General features: G+C 37.4%; 17 protein-coding genes. 13 read left to right on the top strand and 4 right to left on the bottom strand.

The window, feature by feature from the left end; genetic code table 11:
- From AAX18_RS00870 to secF, 9 genes are all read left to right on the top strand, one after another.
- A partial coding sequence (locus AAX18_RS00870) for an autotransporter domain-containing protein (RefSeq protein ID WP_046952627.1) occupies positions 1–986 on the top strand: 986 nt, incomplete at its 5' end.
- 143 nt (positions 987–1,129) lie between these two features.
- On the top strand, positions 1,130–1,573 hold the full coding sequence (locus tag AAX18_RS00875) for a hypothetical protein (RefSeq protein ID WP_005626732.1): 444 nt from the start codon (positions 1,130–1,132) through the stop codon (positions 1,571–1,573).
- Between the two features lie 186 nt (positions 1,574–1,759).
- Positions 1,760–2,851, top strand: coding sequence for a tRNA preQ1(34) S-adenosylmethionine ribosyltransferase-isomerase QueA (queA, locus tag AAX18_RS00880; RefSeq protein WP_046952628.1), 1,092 nt, complete (start codon positions 1,760–1,762; stop codon positions 2,849–2,851).
- Between the two features lie 344 nt (positions 2,852–3,195).
- Positions 3,196–4,344 carry a tRNA guanosine(34) transglycosylase Tgt gene (gene tgt, locus AAX18_RS00885; protein ID WP_005645731.1) on the top strand — a complete coding sequence of 383 codons (1,149 nt, stop codon included), beginning with the start codon at positions 3,196–3,198 and terminating at the stop codon, positions 4,342–4,344.
- Between the two features lie 64 nt (positions 4,345–4,408).
- Positions 4,409–4,927, top strand: a complete 519-nt coding sequence (locus tag AAX18_RS00890; RefSeq protein ID WP_005626735.1) for a hemerythrin domain-containing protein — start codon at positions 4,409–4,411, stop codon at positions 4,925–4,927.
- Positions 4,924–5,145, top strand: a complete 222-nt coding sequence (locus AAX18_RS00895; protein ID WP_005626738.1) for a sulfurtransferase TusA family protein — start codon at positions 4,924–4,926, stop codon at positions 5,143–5,145. The genes AAX18_RS00890 and AAX18_RS00895 overlap by 4 nt, the downstream gene beginning before the upstream one ends.
- Before the next feature lie 109 nt (positions 5,146–5,254).
- Positions 5,255–5,548, top strand: coding sequence for a preprotein translocase subunit YajC (gene yajC, locus AAX18_RS00900; protein WP_005626741.1), 294 nt, complete (start codon positions 5,255–5,257; stop codon positions 5,546–5,548).
- A gap of 69 nt (positions 5,549–5,617) precedes the next feature.
- The gene (gene secD / locus AAX18_RS00905; protein ID WP_046952629.1) at positions 5,618–7,468 is read left to right on the top strand and encodes a protein translocase subunit SecD; all 1,851 of its coding nucleotides are present in this window, start codon (positions 5,618–5,620) and stop codon (positions 7,466–7,468) included.
- Positions 7,469–7,478: 10 nt separating this feature from the next.
- Complete coding sequence (secF, locus tag AAX18_RS00910) at positions 7,479–8,453, top strand: protein translocase subunit SecF (RefSeq protein ID WP_005634414.1); 975 nt, start codon at positions 7,479–7,481, stop codon at positions 8,451–8,453.
- A gap of 98 nt (positions 8,454–8,551) precedes the next feature.
- Here the strand turns inward: secF and AAX18_RS00915 are convergent, their stop codons facing one another.
- The gene (locus AAX18_RS00915) at positions 8,552–9,601 is read right to left on the bottom strand and encodes an AI-2E family transporter (protein ID WP_046952630.1); all 1,050 of its coding nucleotides are present in this window, start codon (positions 9,599–9,601) and stop codon (positions 8,552–8,554) included.
- Positions 9,602–9,678: 77 nt separating this feature from the next.
- Between AAX18_RS00915 and arsC the strand changes: the two genes are divergently transcribed.
- The 4 genes from arsC (at position 9,679) to AAX18_RS09035 (ending at position 10,935) form a co-directional block, all read left to right on the top strand.
- Positions 9,679–10,029 carry an arsenate reductase (glutaredoxin) gene (gene arsC / locus AAX18_RS00920; RefSeq protein ID WP_046952631.1) on the top strand — a complete coding sequence of 117 codons (351 nt, stop codon included), beginning with the start codon at positions 9,679–9,681 and terminating at the stop codon, positions 10,027–10,029.
- 67 nt (positions 10,030–10,096) lie between these two features.
- Positions 10,097–10,348 (top strand): alternative ribosome-rescue factor A, encoded by a 252-nt coding sequence (locus AAX18_RS00925; protein ID WP_046952632.1) that lies wholly within the window; start codon positions 10,097–10,099, stop codon positions 10,346–10,348.
- A gap of 17 nt (positions 10,349–10,365) precedes the next feature.
- Positions 10,366–10,662 carry a DUF5377 family protein gene (locus AAX18_RS00930; protein WP_046952633.1) on the top strand — a complete coding sequence of 99 codons (297 nt, stop codon included), beginning with the start codon at positions 10,366–10,368 and terminating at the stop codon, positions 10,660–10,662.
- 141 nt (positions 10,663–10,803) lie between these two features.
- Complete coding sequence (locus AAX18_RS09035) at positions 10,804–10,935, top strand: hypothetical protein (protein WP_268988367.1); 132 nt, start codon at positions 10,804–10,806, stop codon at positions 10,933–10,935.
- Here AAX18_RS09035 and AAX18_RS08915 read toward each other — a convergent pair whose 3' ends face one another.
- From AAX18_RS08915 to AAX18_RS00940, 3 genes are all read right to left on the bottom strand, one after another.
- Positions 10,936–11,088 carry a hypothetical protein gene (locus AAX18_RS08915; RefSeq protein WP_005631066.1) on the bottom strand — a complete coding sequence of 51 codons (153 nt, stop codon included), beginning with the start codon at positions 11,086–11,088 and terminating at the stop codon, positions 10,936–10,938.
- A 1-nt stretch (position 11,089) separates the two neighbouring features.
- Entirely contained in the window at positions 11,090–12,541 is a 1,452-nt protein-coding gene (gene mltF / locus AAX18_RS00935) for a membrane-bound lytic murein transglycosylase MltF (protein WP_046952634.1), read from the bottom strand.
- 168 nt (positions 12,542–12,709) lie between these two features.
- Entirely contained in the window at positions 12,710–14,548 is a 1,839-nt protein-coding gene (locus AAX18_RS00940) for a DEAD/DEAH box helicase (protein ID WP_046952635.1), read from the bottom strand.
- Positions 14,549–14,670: the final 122 nt, after the last annotated feature.

A 14,670-nucleotide genomic window follows, 5' to 3' on the forward strand; every position in this document is an offset into this window, starting at 1 on the left:
AGCAAGAACGTATTGAAGCTGAGAAACGTAAAGCTCAAGAAGAAGCAGAGCGTATTGAAGCCGAGAAACGTAGAGCTCAAGAAGAGCAAGCAAGAATAGAAGCTAAAAAACAGCTCAAACAAAAAAATTTAATTAGCAAATACTCAAACAATGCGTTATCGGAATTGTCTGCTACCGTAAATAGTATGCTTTCCGTTCAAGATGAATTGGATCGTCTTTTTGTGGGGCAAACGCAGCCTATGGTGTGGACAAATATCGCACAGGATAAAAGACGCTATGATTCTGATGCGTTCCGTGCTTATAAGCAGAAAACTAACTTGCGTCAAATTGGGATGCAAAAAGTGTTAGGTAATGGACGAATTGGGGCAGTTTTCTCACATAGCCGTTCGGATAATACCTTTGATGAGCAAGTTAAAAATTATACTACACTGATGATGCTATCGGGATTTGCTCAATATCAATGGAAGGATTTCCAGTTCGGTGTAAGCGTAGGAATGGGGAGCAGTGTAAGTAAAACCGCAGGAGAACAAAGTCGAAAAGTTTATCGTAAAGTGGTAAATTATGGTGTAAATGCAAGTTATCAGTTCCGCTTAGGGCAATTAGGTATTCAGCCTTATTTGGGGGGGAATCGCTATTTTATTGAACGTGAAAACTATCAATCGGAAGGCGTGAGAATTCAAACACCTAGCCTTGTATTTAATCGCTATAATACAGGTGTACGGTTCGATTATACTTTTACACCAACTAATAACATCACGATTAAGCCTTATTTCTCAGTGAATTATGTTGATGCATCTAATGCCAATATGCAAATCAAAGTGAATAGTGCTACATTACAACAGCCATTTGGACGTTATTGGCAAAAAGAGGTTGGATTAAGTACGGAAATTTTACATTTCCAATTTTCTGCTGCTATCTCACAATCACAAGGTTCGCAATTAGATAAACAGCAAAATATAGGCTTGAAATTAGGTTATCGTTGGTAAAACATTATTCGTAGATAGGTTGATTTGTTTGACGAGTTGTTTAGTTTTTATCTCAACAAATTTTTACTTTAAAATAGAACTTTATTTTATTTAACGTATCTAAGTAGCGCCTCAGATTGGGGCTTAATTAAGAGGATTTAATAATGAACTTTACTAAAGTTTTACCAGCATTTGCTGCCGCTGTTGTATTATCTGCATGTGCAAAAGATGCGCCAATAATGGAAAATGCATCGACTCAAATGGCTGCTCAAACTGCGTCAACTATTACTGACAAAACAGTAGTTTATTCTTGCAATAAAAAAACTGTGACTGCAGTGTATCAATTTGAAAACCAAGAGCCAGTTGCGGCAATGGTTAGTTTAGGTAACAAAATTATTGCAAAAGATTTTGCTCGTGATAAATCACAAAACGATTTTACAAGTTTCACTTCTGGTGACTATGTTTGGAATGTAGATAGTGGTTTAACTTTAGATAAATTTGATTCTGTTGTGCCAGTGAATTTAATTCAAAAAGGCAAAACTAGCGATAAGATCATCATTAAAAATTGTGATGTAAACGCAAAAGCAACTAAAAAAGCAAATTTATAATTCATCAAAATGGCTAGCGTAATTGCTAGCCATTTTTCTATCTTAAATACTTCTTAACTTGCATCACCTCAATAGATAAATAAAAAATTTTAACTATGAATAGAAGATAAGATTTTTATTTTTTCTTGAGATCATCCCCGATTCAAACTAGACTTACCGCCTATTTTATTTAACCTAAATTTTATTATGCGTGTTTCAGATTTTAATTTCGATTTACCTGATGAACTTATTGCTCGCTATCCAAAAGAGGATAGAGCATCTTGCCGTTTATTGCATTTGAATGGAGAAAATGGCGCGGTAATTGACCGCACTTTTTCAGATGTATTGGATTTAATTGATGAAGGCGATTTATTGATTTTCAATAATACTCGCGTCATTCCTGCACGGATGTTCGGGCGTAAAGCCAGCGGTGGAAAAATTGAAGTTTTAGTTGAACGCATGTTAGATGAGCATCGTTTCTTAGCGCATATCCGTTCATCAAAATCACCAAAAGAAGGGGCTGAATTATTTTTAGGTGAAGATAAATTAGGCGAAAATAATGGAATTAAAGCGGTAATGACAGCGCGTTATGGTGCATTGTTTGAAGTGGAATTAAGTGATAAATCAACCGCTCTTTTAGATGTGTTGCAAACCATTGGACATATGCCATTGCCGCCTTATATCGACCGTCCAGATGAAGAAGCCGATCAAGAATGTTATCAAACGGTTTATAATAAAGTACCCGGTGCTGTAGCTGCACCAACAGCAGGCTTACATTTTGATGATCCCTTGCTTGAAAAACTTAAAAAGAAAGGTGTGAATTTTGAATTTGTCACATTGCATGTAGGCGCTGGAACATTTCAGCCAGTTCGTGTCGAAAATATTGAAGATCATGTGATGCATGCAGAATATGTAGAAGTTTCTCAAGAAGTTTGCAATGCTATTATTGCAACAAAGAAAGCGGGTAAACGTGTTATTGCAGTGGGAACTACTTCTGTTCGTTCTATTGAAAGTGCGGCGCTTTCTGCGGAAGAATTTAGTAATCCAGATTTAATTGAGCCTTATTTTTCTGATACCTCTATTTTTATTTATCCTGGTAAAAAATTCCGAGTGGTGGATTGCTTAATTACTAATTTCCACTTACCTGAAAGCACACTGATTATGTTAGTTTCAGCTTTTGCTGGTTATAAAAATACCATGAATGCGTACAAGCATGCAGTACAAGAAAAATATCGTTTCTTTAGTTATGGAGATGCGATGTTTATTAATAAAAATTCTAATTTGAGAGGATTGGAATAAGTTGTTTGACTTGTAATTAGTCAGCACCTACAATAAAGAACAAGAGATGGCGGTAACCATCCCTTGTCGGAGAATCTACCTAGCCAGCGCTACCTTTCAATAGTAGGCAAAGTAGAATAACAATGATTAGTTTAATAATGAGATTAATCATAGTTTTTATCCTCAATTTGATTACAAATGAAGGATCTACTCAAACAGCCCGTCAGGTGCATACTGGCGGACTGATTTTAGCAGATCCGCCTCTGCTCAAAGAGCATTGTAAATATGATATCACAAAGCCTGTATTTTTTAACAGGCTTTTTTGTTCAAGAAAATCTTCGAACTGTTTATTCGTTGGAGCAAAAATGAAGTATGAATTAGATAAAACAAGCGGCAATGCTCGTCGTGGTCGCTTGGTATTTGAACGTCCACAAGGCACGTTCAGCGTAGAAACCCCTGCATTTATGCCAGTGGGTACTTATGGCACCGTAAAAGGCATGACACCAGAAGAAGTGCGTGCGACAGGTGCAGAAATTTTACTTGGTAACACCTTCCATTTATGGCTTCGTCCTGGACAAGAAGTGATGCGTAAACACGGTGATTTACACGACTTTATGCAATGGCATCGCCCGATTTTGACTGACAGTGGCGGTTTCCAAGTATTTAGTTTAGGTAAATTACGTAAAATCACCGAAGAAGGCGTGAAATTCCAAAACCCAATTAATGGTGAGCGCATTTTCCTTTCGCCTGAAAAATCCATGGAAATTCAATATGATTTAGGGTCTGACATCGTAATGATTTTCGATGAATGTACGCCTTATCCAGCGACTTTCGATTATGCGAAAAAATCCATGGAAATGTCTCTTCGTTGGGCAAAACGCAGCCGAGATCGCTTTGATGAATTAGGCAATAAAAATGCGCTATTCGGTATTATTCAAGGCGGCGTATTTGAAGAATTACGCAAAGTATCACTAGAAGGTTTAGTGAATATTGGCTTTGACGGTTACGCGGTGGGCGGTTTAGCGGTAGGCGAACCGAAAGAAGATATGCACCGTATTTTAGAATACATCTGCCCACAAATTCCGGCTGATAAACCACGCTATTTAATGGGCGTGGGTAAACCGGAAGATTTAGTGGAAGGCGTACGTCGTGGTATTGATATGTTTGACTGCGTGATGCCAACCCGTAACGCACGTAACGGTCATTTATTCGTGACAGACGGTATTGTTAAAATCCGTAATGCAAAATACCGTGATGATACCAGCCCATTGGATCCTGAATGTGATTGCTACACCTGTAAAAACTACACCAAAGCGTATTTATATCATTTAGATAAATGCGGTGAAATTTTAGGTGCACGCTTAAATACCATTCACAATTTACGCTATTATCAACGTTTAATGGCAGAAATTCGTCAAGCTATCGAAGACGATCGTTTTGATGATTTTGTGGTGGAATTTTATGCTCGCATGGGCAAACCTGTTCCACCATTACAATTAGCGGATAAATCATAATTGATGAAAGTGCGGTAGAAAAATCCAATGTTTTTTGACCGCACTTTTTAACAAAGGAAACCTTATGCAAATTCTTGAACCTCAACAATTCGCCACATGGAATGAACCTATTGAAATGCTTTATGCCTGTCATAGTAAGGTAAAACGTTTTTGTCGTCAGTTAAGCATTTTGCCTGATTATCTAGAAAAACACGGCTATACTCAGGCTGTATTAAATGATGTTGAGCAAATTTTAACTTATTTTAATCGTGCCGCCCCCCTACATCATGAGGATGAAGAATTAGATTTTTTCCCTCAATTAGTCAAAGTGGCTCCGCAAGCACAAAGCTCTATTGATGAATTAGAAAAACAGCACGAATATTTGCATGAAAATTGGAATGCACTATCTGCGCAGTTAGAAGAGCTTATTTCTGAACAACGTCAAAATATTGATGAACATTTAATTGAACGCTTTATTCAAGGTTATGATCGTCATATTGCGTTAGAAGAACCGCTATTTGAAATGGGGCGTGAGTGCTTAAGTGCGGATATTTTGACTGAAATGGGCAAGAACATGAGTGCTCGTCGTCAAGTTAAAGAATGAAATATAAGCTCAATTTAACCGCACTTCGATGTCCGATTCCTCTTTTAAGTGCCCAAAAAGCCTTAAAAAATTTGGATAAAAATGATGAGCTAATGTTGATCTTAAACCTTGAAAGTGCGGTGGAAAATTTTTCTATTTTTGCCGAAGAAAATTCGGTTGCTTTGGTCGAGCAATATTACGCTTCGGAAAAAGAATTTATCGTTATCTTGAAAAAATAAAATTAATCGCCATAACTTAGGATATTGGGCGTGGTTCACCTTTCCCAATGAGCCAATTTATGGTATTTTAAGCGCAATTTTTAACTTAAATTAACAAGGAAAACATACAATGGAAGCACAAAACCCGATGTCCACGTTATTTATTTTCGTGATCTTTGGTTTAATTTTTTACTTTATGATTTATCGCCCGCAAGCTAAACGCAATAAAGAACATAAAAAATTGATGTCTGAGCTTGTAAAAGGTACTGAAGTTTTAACTGCTGGTGGTTTAATCGGCAAAATTACTAAAGTAACCGAAGGTAGCGATAGCATCGTGATTGCGTTAAACGACACGACAGAAATTACGATTAATCGTAACTACATTGTGAGCGTTCTTCCTAAAGGTTCATTAAAATCACTTTAAGAGTAACGTTAAATTATTTTCCAGAGCCACGAATTGTGGCTCTGTGCGTTAGAAAAGAAAAGGAAAACTATGTTAAACCGTTATCCATTATGGAAGAATTTGATGGTGATTTTTATTGTGGCCATCGGGATTTTATATTCTCTTCCAAATATTTATGGTGAAGATCCTGCGGTTCAAATTTCTGGTACGCGCGGTCAAGAAGCGAATACTAGCGTGCTTGGACAAGTTCAAGATGTGCTTAAAACCAACAATCTTCCAACCAAATCTATCGTGCTTGAGAACGGCTCAATTCTAGCTCGTTTTACTAATACCGATGATCAACTCCTCGCTAAAGATAAAATTGCTGAACGTCTTGGCAATAATTACACCACCGCATTAAATCTTGCTCCAGCCACTCCAGCTTGGTTAAGCATGTTTGGTGCTAACCCAATGAAATGGGGGTTGGACTTACGAGGTGGGGTTCGTTTTTTGATGGAAGTTGATATGAATGCTGCACTTGTAAAACGCCAAGAACAATTACAAGACAGTTTACGTAACGAACTTCGTAAAGAAAAAATTCAATATACGGCAATTAAAAATACTGAGCATTTTGGTACATCGCTCACATTGGCCGATGCAAGTCAACGCTCTAAAGCGGAACGTATTATTCATCAGTTGCATCCAACCTTAGATATCACAGAGTTGGATAATGATAGTATCAATTTAGGTCTTTCAACTTCAGCATTAAATGAAGCACGCGACTTAGCAATTGAGCAAAACTTAACGATTTTGCGTAAACGTGTTGCTGAACTAGGGGTATCTGAGGCGGTCATTCAACGTCAAGGCGCTGAACGTATTGTAATTGAATTACCAGGTGTTCAAGATACTGCTCGCGCAAAAGAAATTTTAGGGGCAACTGCAACGCTTGAGTTTCGTATCGTAAATCAAAATGTTACGGCCGATGCAATTTCTCGTAATATGTTGCCAGCTGATTCGGAAGTTAAATATGATCGCCAAGGTCATCCTGTTGCATTATTTAAACGCGCGGTATTAGGTGGTGAGCATATCATTAATTCAAGTTCTGGTTTAGATCAGCATTCAAGCACCCCGCAAGTGAGCGTAACCTTGGATGGTGAAGGTGGTGAGATTATGTCTCAAACCACCAAAAAATATTACAAGAAACCAATGGCGACGCTTTATGTTGAATATAAAGATAACGGTAAAAAAGACGAAAATGGTAAAACTATTTTAGAAAAACATGAGGAAGTCATTAATGTGGCGACGATCCAAGGTCGTTTCAGTTCTAATTTCCAAATTACCGGTGTTGATAGTATCGCGGAAGCGCACAATCTTTCTACCTTATTGAAATCTGGGGCATTAATTGCACCAATTCAAATTGTTGAAGAACGTACAATTGGCCCATCTTTGGGCGCACAAAATGTAGAACAAGGGATTAATGCAAGTTTCTGGGGACTCATTGCTGTAATTGTCTTTATGCTGTTCTACTACAAAATGTTCGGTATTATCGCAAGTTTTGCTTTGGTCATTAATATTGTGTTGTTAGTCGGTTTAATGTCTATTTTACCTGGTGCGACACTTTCTATGCCAGGGATTGCCGGTATTGTATTAACCTTAGGTATGTCGGTGGATGCCAACGTATTGATTTTTGAACGTATTAAAGAAGAAATTCGCAATGGCCGCCCAATTCAACAAGCAATCAACGAAGGTTACAACGGGGCGTTTACCTCTATTTTTGATGCGAATTTAACGACAATTTTAACTGCAATTATCTTGTATGCTGTGGGGACAGGCCCAATTCAAGGATTTGCGATTACGCTTTCACTTGGTGTCGCAATTTCAATGTTTACCGCAATTACAGGAACACGTGCATTAGTTAATGCGCTTTATGGCGGCAAACAACTTAAGAAATTATCAATTTAGGTAGGGAACGATGAAAATTTTTGCAAAAGATAAAGACGGACATTTTATCCGTGAAATCAATGGGATTAAACTCCCGTTCCCATTGACCGAATTTATGAAAATGCGTAAATGGGGCTATGTTTTTTCCGCACTTTTAATGGCCGTTTCGCTATTTTTTATCGTATCAAAAGGCTTTAACTGGGGATTGGATTTTACCGGTGGGGTTGTTTTTGATACCCATTTTTCACAATCTGCAGACTTAGAAAAAATCCGTGGTAAGCTCCATGAAAATGGTATTGAAAGCCCAATTGTGCAGACAACCGGTTCTGTTCAAGATGTCATGATTCGTTTACCAGCTACGGACAATGATTCAGGCATTGGCGATCGCGTAAAAGGAATGCTCCAAGAAGTAGATTCTGGCATTAAGATTCGTAGTGTTGAATTCGTTGGACCAAACGTAGGGGAAGAATTGGCACAAGGTGCGGTGTATGCGACATTAGCGACATTAGCGATGATGCTAGTTTATGTAGGTTCTCGTTTTGAATGGCGTTTAGGTTTCGGTGGTATCGCATCCCTTGCGCATGACGTAATTATTACTCTTGGTGTGTTTTCAGCGTTACAAATCGAAATTGATTTAACCTTCGTTGCAGCGATTTTATCTGTTGTGGGTTATTCTATTAACGATAGTATCGTGGTCTTTGACCGTGTGCGTGAAAACTTCAGAAAAATAAGACGTCTAGATACGATTGATATTATTGATGTTTCTTTAACGCAAACTTTATCAAGAACCATCATGACCTCTGCGACAACATTAATTGTTGTTATTGCATTGTTCTTTTTTGGTGGTCCGTCAATTCATAACTTCTCTTTAGCGTTACTTGTGGGGATTGGATTTGGTACATATTCTTCAATCTTTATTGCAATCGCAATTGCATACGATGTTGGATTACGCCGTGAGCATATGATCCCGCCTAAAGTAGATAAGGAAATTGATGAATTACCTTAGTTAAATTCTATTCTTAGAATAAACTTCAATAAAAAATAGTTAACCAAAAATTCATGGTTAACTATTTTTTTATTTGTATCACTTTTTAATTTAGATTTTTAATCTTGAGGTAAGGCATTTATAACGGCTTTCACTAAAGTCGCTAAGGGAATGGCAAAGAATACGCCCCAAAATCCCCATAAACCGCCAAAAATTAATACTGAAATGATAATAATCAATGGATGTAAATTCACTGCTTCAGAAAATAAATAAGGGACGAGTAAGTTTCCATCTAAGAGCTGGCTCACAGCAAAAGCGATGATGATATACCAAAATGTTGGGCTGATTCCAAATTGGAATAAAGCAACCAATGCAACTGGAATCGTGACAATTACCGCGCCAATATAAGGGACGAGAACTGAAAGTCCCACAGCAAAAGCTAATAAGAGCGGGTAATTTAGCCCGAATATTAAGAAAATAATGTAAGTGATGAGCGTGACAATCAGTATTTCTAATAATTTTCCATGAATGTAGTTGGAAATTTGCTGCTGCATTTCTTTCCATACTTTGAAGGCTAAGTTTCTATTTTTTGGTAAGAAACGGCTCATGCCTTGTAAAAGTTCTGATTTATCCTTCAACATAAAAAACATCATTAATGGCACTAAAAAGGCATAAATCCCTAAGGAAACCAAGTTCATAATAGAGGCTAAAGAAAGTTTTACCGCAGATTCACCAAAACCAAGGATTTTTTCTCGCACAGAATTGAAAATAGAATCTACCATTGAATAGTCGATGAGTTCAGGATAATGCTCAGGTAAGTTTAGTAACCATTCATTGAGCTTATTAAACATTGCAGGCAAATCACTTAATAAGGAAATAGTTTGATTCCATAGCATTGGCATGAGGATCAAAAAGAAGATTGTCGCTAGTCCAATAAAGCCACCAAAAATGATGATTGTCGCTAACATTCTTGGGCATTTTAAATGTTGATGCAAAAAATTGATCGGCATTTCTAGTAAATAGGATAGTACTAGAGCAATCAACAACGGCGCGATTAAATCTCCAAAAAAATAAATGGAGATAAAGCCAAATAATAATATTGCTAATAGCCCCATCGCTTGTGGATCGCTTAAGCGACGCGAGTACCAGCTTTTCAACATTTCTAGCATAATTTCTTTTCCTATAAGTATTTTCCGCCATTATAAGTTAAAATTTATAGTCTTTATAGCTACTAAGAGGAAATCCTATGTCTGTCGTGATTTATCACAACCCTCGTTGTTCAAAAAGTCGTGAAACGCTAGCATTATTAGAAAATCAAGGAGTTCAGCCAATAGTTGAATTGTATTTGCAAAAGCAATATTCCATTGATGAATTACAAAGCATTGCCCAAAAATTAGGGATTGATGATGTGCGTCAAATGATGCGTACGAAAGATGATTTATATAAAATCTTAAATTTAGATAATTTAGAGCTCTCTCAAGTTGAATTATTAAAAGCCATGAGTGAACATTCAGCGCTTATTGAACGCCCAATTGTGATCAATGGTAATCAAGCTAAAATTGGGCGTCCGCCAGAAAGTGTACTTGAGATTTTGTAATTTAAACGTTTGCGCGTATAATACTCCAGCCGTGGAAATCCTTCCGCGGATTTTTTAAGGAAAAATTATGGGAAAGAAACAAAAAAGTGCGGTTGAAAATGAAACCGTTTATTTGCACACTCGAGGAGTGATAAAAGATAATGCAGTGATGGCATTATTACATGACAAACTATTTCGTCAGCGTATTGAGAAAAAACGTAAAGGGAAAGGTAGTTACCAACGTAAAGCGAAACACGCAGGGAAAATGTTTGAAAAGCCCGATTATAAATTTTTTGATTACAGAAACTTTATAATCGGGTTTTTCTTAGGCTCAAAATAGTAAAAAGGAGTATAAAAATGTCAAATCAGCCTCAAGTCCTATTTAATAATACATGGAATGTACGCATTAGCGATCCTGGTGAAGAGGGGGCTAAAAGCCATTTTTTTGAAACTATCTACCTAACTTTAACTGCATATTTTGAAAAAAATAGAGTACGTTATGAGTTCGTTCGCAAAGTAGAAGATCAAATAAAAATTCAACGCTCTTTTACAGAACTGAATGAGTTATTCAAATTTCTTGGTGATTATTTCGATCCCGTTTTTATTGGATTATTAGGCGTGAAAATTGGGAACCTTGGTGTTAAATCAGAATAATAACTTGACCAATCCACAAAACATTCTAGTATTCTACCTATATTTTGTTATATCGACAAAATGTGGCTCGCATTTTAAATTGTATAAACAATGACGTAAAAGTGCGGTTATTTTTTCTTTACTTTTATTGGAGAGCAAAATATGTCAGGTATTTTTACTCAAAGTCCAGCAAACCGTCGTCGTTGTGGCGTGGCAGTATTTGTTGGGATTATTTCTGCTTTTGTTAAATGGGGCGCAGAGCATCCATTTTTTTGTTGGATAGAGATGCTTTAATTAACAACAAATTTCTTGTACGACAAATTGTAATGAATGTCTCGCAAATTGCTGTTGTTTACGGTGTTTCAAGCGTCTCAAACGTAGATTACGTGATAAAGAGGTTTGTTGTAAATTGGTTTTCTTTTTAAGAAAAGTTTTGCGTTTTAACATTTTATTTATCCTTTTTTTCTTTTATTTCTTCTGAATTCTTGACCGCACTTTCGTTGTTTGCATTATCATTCGTTGTTTGATTTTCTTGGACTCGATGATAATTCACAATGCTATTCATATAGCGGCGAATATTTTCTACATATTGATGGGCTTCATAGCCTCGCGCATAGCCGTATTTGAGTTGGGAATAATAGCGTTTTTCTGCTAATAAAGGCAGATTTTTTTTCACATCGAGCCAATTATCTGGATTTCCACCAAGATTTTTAGTTAAACGACGTGCATCAATTAGGTGTCCCAGCCCCATGTTATAGGCAGCTAAGGCAAACCAAATTTTTTCTTCTTTTTGAATGGTTTCTGGAATTTGACTAATCAGCCAGTGTAAATATTCTGATCCCGCTTTAATGCTTTGTTCAGGATCTGTTCTATCGCTGATTTTCATATGTTGTGCGGTATCTTTCGTCAGCATCATTATGCCACGCACGCCCGTAGATGATGTTGCATCTGGATTCCAATGAGACTCTTGATAAGCGACTGCTGCGAGTAATCGCCAATCTAATTCACCTTTATATTTTTCAAAGAGCGGTGAGAATTGTGGCAGTGTATTTTCAATTGCGTTCATATAAGAGCGCGTATCCACGTAATCAAATTGTGAAATATGCCCTAAATATTTTTCTTTTAAATTATCTACTAGCCCTGTTTCTTGTGCGTTATTCATAAAATTGAGTAAGGCAGCTTGCAGATCATTGTAGGCATTATTTGGTAAATACCAGTGAATGTTTGCTTCATCAGTAATATCAAAGGCAATGGCTAATTCAGGTTTGATTTGTTGGATCGCAGCGATATCAATAGAATTTGCAATAACATAAGGAATTTTTCCTTCAGACAGCTGCAGCAATAGTTCTTCTTGAGTAAACGCTTGATTTCTTTTCCAAGTTAATTGTGGATATTGTTTTTGTAATTCTTTTAGTGTTTCTTCCAATGATGAATTGTTAGCGATATAAATTTCTTTCTTGATATCACCTAGATTTTTAGGGCGTTGTTCATTTTTTCGATAAGCTAATTGCCATGAAGCTGAATGATATGCTGGGCCAATTTGGAAACGCTCTGCATTATTAGGATGATATAAAAGGTGAGCCGCAGCTAAATCAATATTATGCTTATCTAACTCATTAAATAATTGTTCTTGATTATCGAAAGTTTTAATTTCGAGTTCTACACCGAGTGAATCAGAAAATGCTTTAGCCAACTCATATTCAAAGCCTCGTTCGCCGTCTTTATTGATAAAATAAGAAATAGGGTTATTCATTGTTCCAACAATGAGTGAGCCTCGTTCTTGAATTGCTGTATAGTGGTTTTCTTCAGCATGGCGTAAAAATTGCCATGGGAATACCATATCAATAGCCCAAAGCAATAAAGCCAAGGCAGTAATAATACGTAAAAAGAGACCTTTCAATGATTTTTCCTATATAAAAATTTTGCAGGATTGTAGCTAGAATTTAAGCAATAGACAATAAAAAGCCCCTTGAGGTGCAAGGGGCTAATTCTACTTTATCAATAGTGCTAAATTTTAAATGATGGCAAAACATTAGGAAATAGCGCTATTCTTTATATCACAAGGATATTATCCTCGGCGATCACGGCGTGGTTTATCGCTAAAAGTGCGGTTACTTTTTTCATTAAATTTACGATTTCCACGATTGTCACCAGTGCGTTCATTACGTCCGCGTTCTCCACGGAAATCGCCACCACGGCCTTTACGTTTACCGTTAAAATCATCGCCGCCACGCGAACTATCAGACTTCACCGCACCTAAGAATGACATTTGCATTTGTTTATTCAATACGCGTGTTTTACCGAATTGTTGCAATAATTCTTTCGGCATACCTTGTGGCAATTCAATGGTAGTGTAGTCATCATAAAGTTTGATATGACCAATATAGCGGCTATTGATATCACCTTCGTTAGCAATCGCACCAACGATATGGCGAACTTCTACACCATCCGCACGACCGACTTCGATACGATATAAATCCATTGGTTGTGGATTTCCATAGCCTTTACGTTCGCCACGACGTTCAGCTGAACGTGGGTTTTCGCGTCGATCATCTCGTTCATTACGGTCACGACGACGTTTATCCATTGGTGGATCAGGTGGAAGAATGAGTTTTTGTTTTCCTTGTAGCAACATTAACATTGCTGCAGCAATATCTTCTTGATCCTGATCGGCTGTGAATAAGTCTTCTAATAAACTACGATATTGTTCTAAATCGTGATGTTCTAATTGTTTCGTAATTTTTGCGACGAATTTTCTGCGGCGGCATTCTTGTAACACAAGATGATTTGGTAATTCCACTTCATTGATACCTTTTTTCATTAGGTGTTCAATATTACGAAGTAAACGACGTTCGCGAGGTTCAACGAACAATAAAGCACGACCAGAACGACCAGCACGACCAGTACGGCCAATTCGGTGTACATAAGATTCTGCATCAAGCGGAATGTCGTAGTTCACCACAAGGCTGATACGTTCAATATCAATACCGCGTGCGGCTACATCGGTTGCCACAACAATATCTAAACTGCCGTTACGTAAGCGATCGAGGGTTTGTTCACGCAATTGTTGTGTCATATCACCATTAAGTGCGGCGGAACGGAAACCATTTTTTTCAAGTAGTTCTGTAATGTCTAAAGTACCAGTTTTAGTGCGAGCAAAGATAATCGCTGCATCAAAATCTTCTACTTCTAAGAAACGAAGAAGGGCTTCATTTTTACGCACGCCGTGCACATACCAACAACTTTGGTCGATATCTGGGGCATTTTCGTTATTAACTTTGATCTTCACTTCTTTCGGATCATTCATAAAACGTTTCGTAATACGACGGATCGGTTCAGGCATTGTTGCAGAGAATAACGCTGTTTGGTGATTTTCTGGTAATTCTGCCATGACGGTTTCTACATCATCAATGAAACCCATACGTAGCATTTCATCTGCTTCATCTAATACGATAAAACGAAGTTCTGAAAGATTTAATGTTCCACGGCGAATATGGTCAAGAATACGGCCTGGTGTACCCACAACCACTTGTGCGCCTTGTTTTAATGCACGAAGCTGAATGTCATAACGTTGGCCACCATATAAGGTAACAATGCGGGAGCCATGAGCATATTTAACAAATTGTTCGCATGCATCGGCAACTTGAATAGCAAGTTCGCGAGTAGGCGCCATTACTAACATTTGTGGATGTTTTTCACTTGGATCGATTTGCGCTAATAAAGGCAGTGCAAAGGCAGCGGTTTTACCACTACCCGTTTGTGCCATACCTAGCACATCATTGCCACTGAGCAAATGTGGGATACAAGCTTGTTGAATTGGAGAAGGGGTTTCAAAACCTAAGTCAGAAACAGCTTTTAAGATGAACTCAGGTAAGCCTAAGTCATTAAAAGTAATTTTGTCAGTCATTAAAATACTCGAATATAAATAAGGAAAGCTCAAAGAGGCCTTCGGTTTATTAAGTTGAGCAGAGCGAATGAATTTTTCTATTCGTTCTACTACAAAGAGCGGTAAGTTTTTTTGATTGATTT

Origin of the sequence: Haemophilus haemolyticus (assembly GCF_001008205.1) — a bacterium.
GTDB lineage: Bacteria > Pseudomonadota > Gammaproteobacteria > Enterobacterales > Pasteurellaceae > Haemophilus > Haemophilus haemolyticus_Q.

Bases quoted from the DNA above. Each gene is read 5' to 3' on its own strand.
- queA (WP_046952628.1), top strand. From the start codon at position 1,760: ATGCGTGTTTCAGATTTTAATTTCGATTTACCTGATGAACTTATTGCT.
- AAX18_RS00940 (WP_046952635.1), bottom strand. From the start codon at position 14,548: ATGACTGACAAAATTACTTTTAATGACTTAGGCTTACCTGAGTTCATC.
- AAX18_RS08915 (WP_005631066.1), bottom strand. From the start codon at position 11,088: ATGTTAAAACGCAAAACTTTTCTTAAAAAGAAAACCAATTTACAACAA.
- AAX18_RS00915 (WP_046952630.1), bottom strand. From the start codon at position 9,601: ATGCTAGAAATGTTGAAAAGCTGGTACTCGCGTCGCTTAAGCGATCCA.
- secD (WP_046952629.1), top strand. From the start codon at position 5,618: ATGTTAAACCGTTATCCATTATGGAAGAATTTGATGGTGATTTTTATT.
- arsC (WP_046952631.1), top strand. From the start codon at position 9,679: ATGTCTGTCGTGATTTATCACAACCCTCGTTGTTCAAAAAGTCGTGAA.
- AAX18_RS00895 (WP_005626738.1), top strand. From the start codon at position 4,924: ATGAAATATAAGCTCAATTTAACCGCACTTCGATGTCCGATTCCTCTT.
- AAX18_RS00890 (WP_005626735.1), top strand. From the start codon at position 4,409: ATGCAAATTCTTGAACCTCAACAATTCGCCACATGGAATGAACCTATT.
- AAX18_RS00925 (WP_046952632.1), top strand. From the start codon at position 10,097: ATGGGAAAGAAACAAAAAAGTGCGGTTGAAAATGAAACCGTTTATTTG.
- tgt (WP_005645731.1), top strand. From the start codon at position 3,196: ATGAAGTATGAATTAGATAAAACAAGCGGCAATGCTCGTCGTGGTCGC.
- AAX18_RS00930 (WP_046952633.1), top strand. From the start codon at position 10,366: ATGTCAAATCAGCCTCAAGTCCTATTTAATAATACATGGAATGTACGC.
- AAX18_RS09035 (WP_268988367.1), top strand. From the start codon at position 10,804: ATGTCAGGTATTTTTACTCAAAGTCCAGCAAACCGTCGTCGTTGTGGC.
- secF (WP_005634414.1), top strand. From the start codon at position 7,479: ATGAAAATTTTTGCAAAAGATAAAGACGGACATTTTATCCGTGAAATC.
- yajC (WP_005626741.1), top strand. From the start codon at position 5,255: ATGGAAGCACAAAACCCGATGTCCACGTTATTTATTTTCGTGATCTTT.
- AAX18_RS00875 (WP_005626732.1), top strand. From the start codon at position 1,130: ATGAACTTTACTAAAGTTTTACCAGCATTTGCTGCCGCTGTTGTATTA.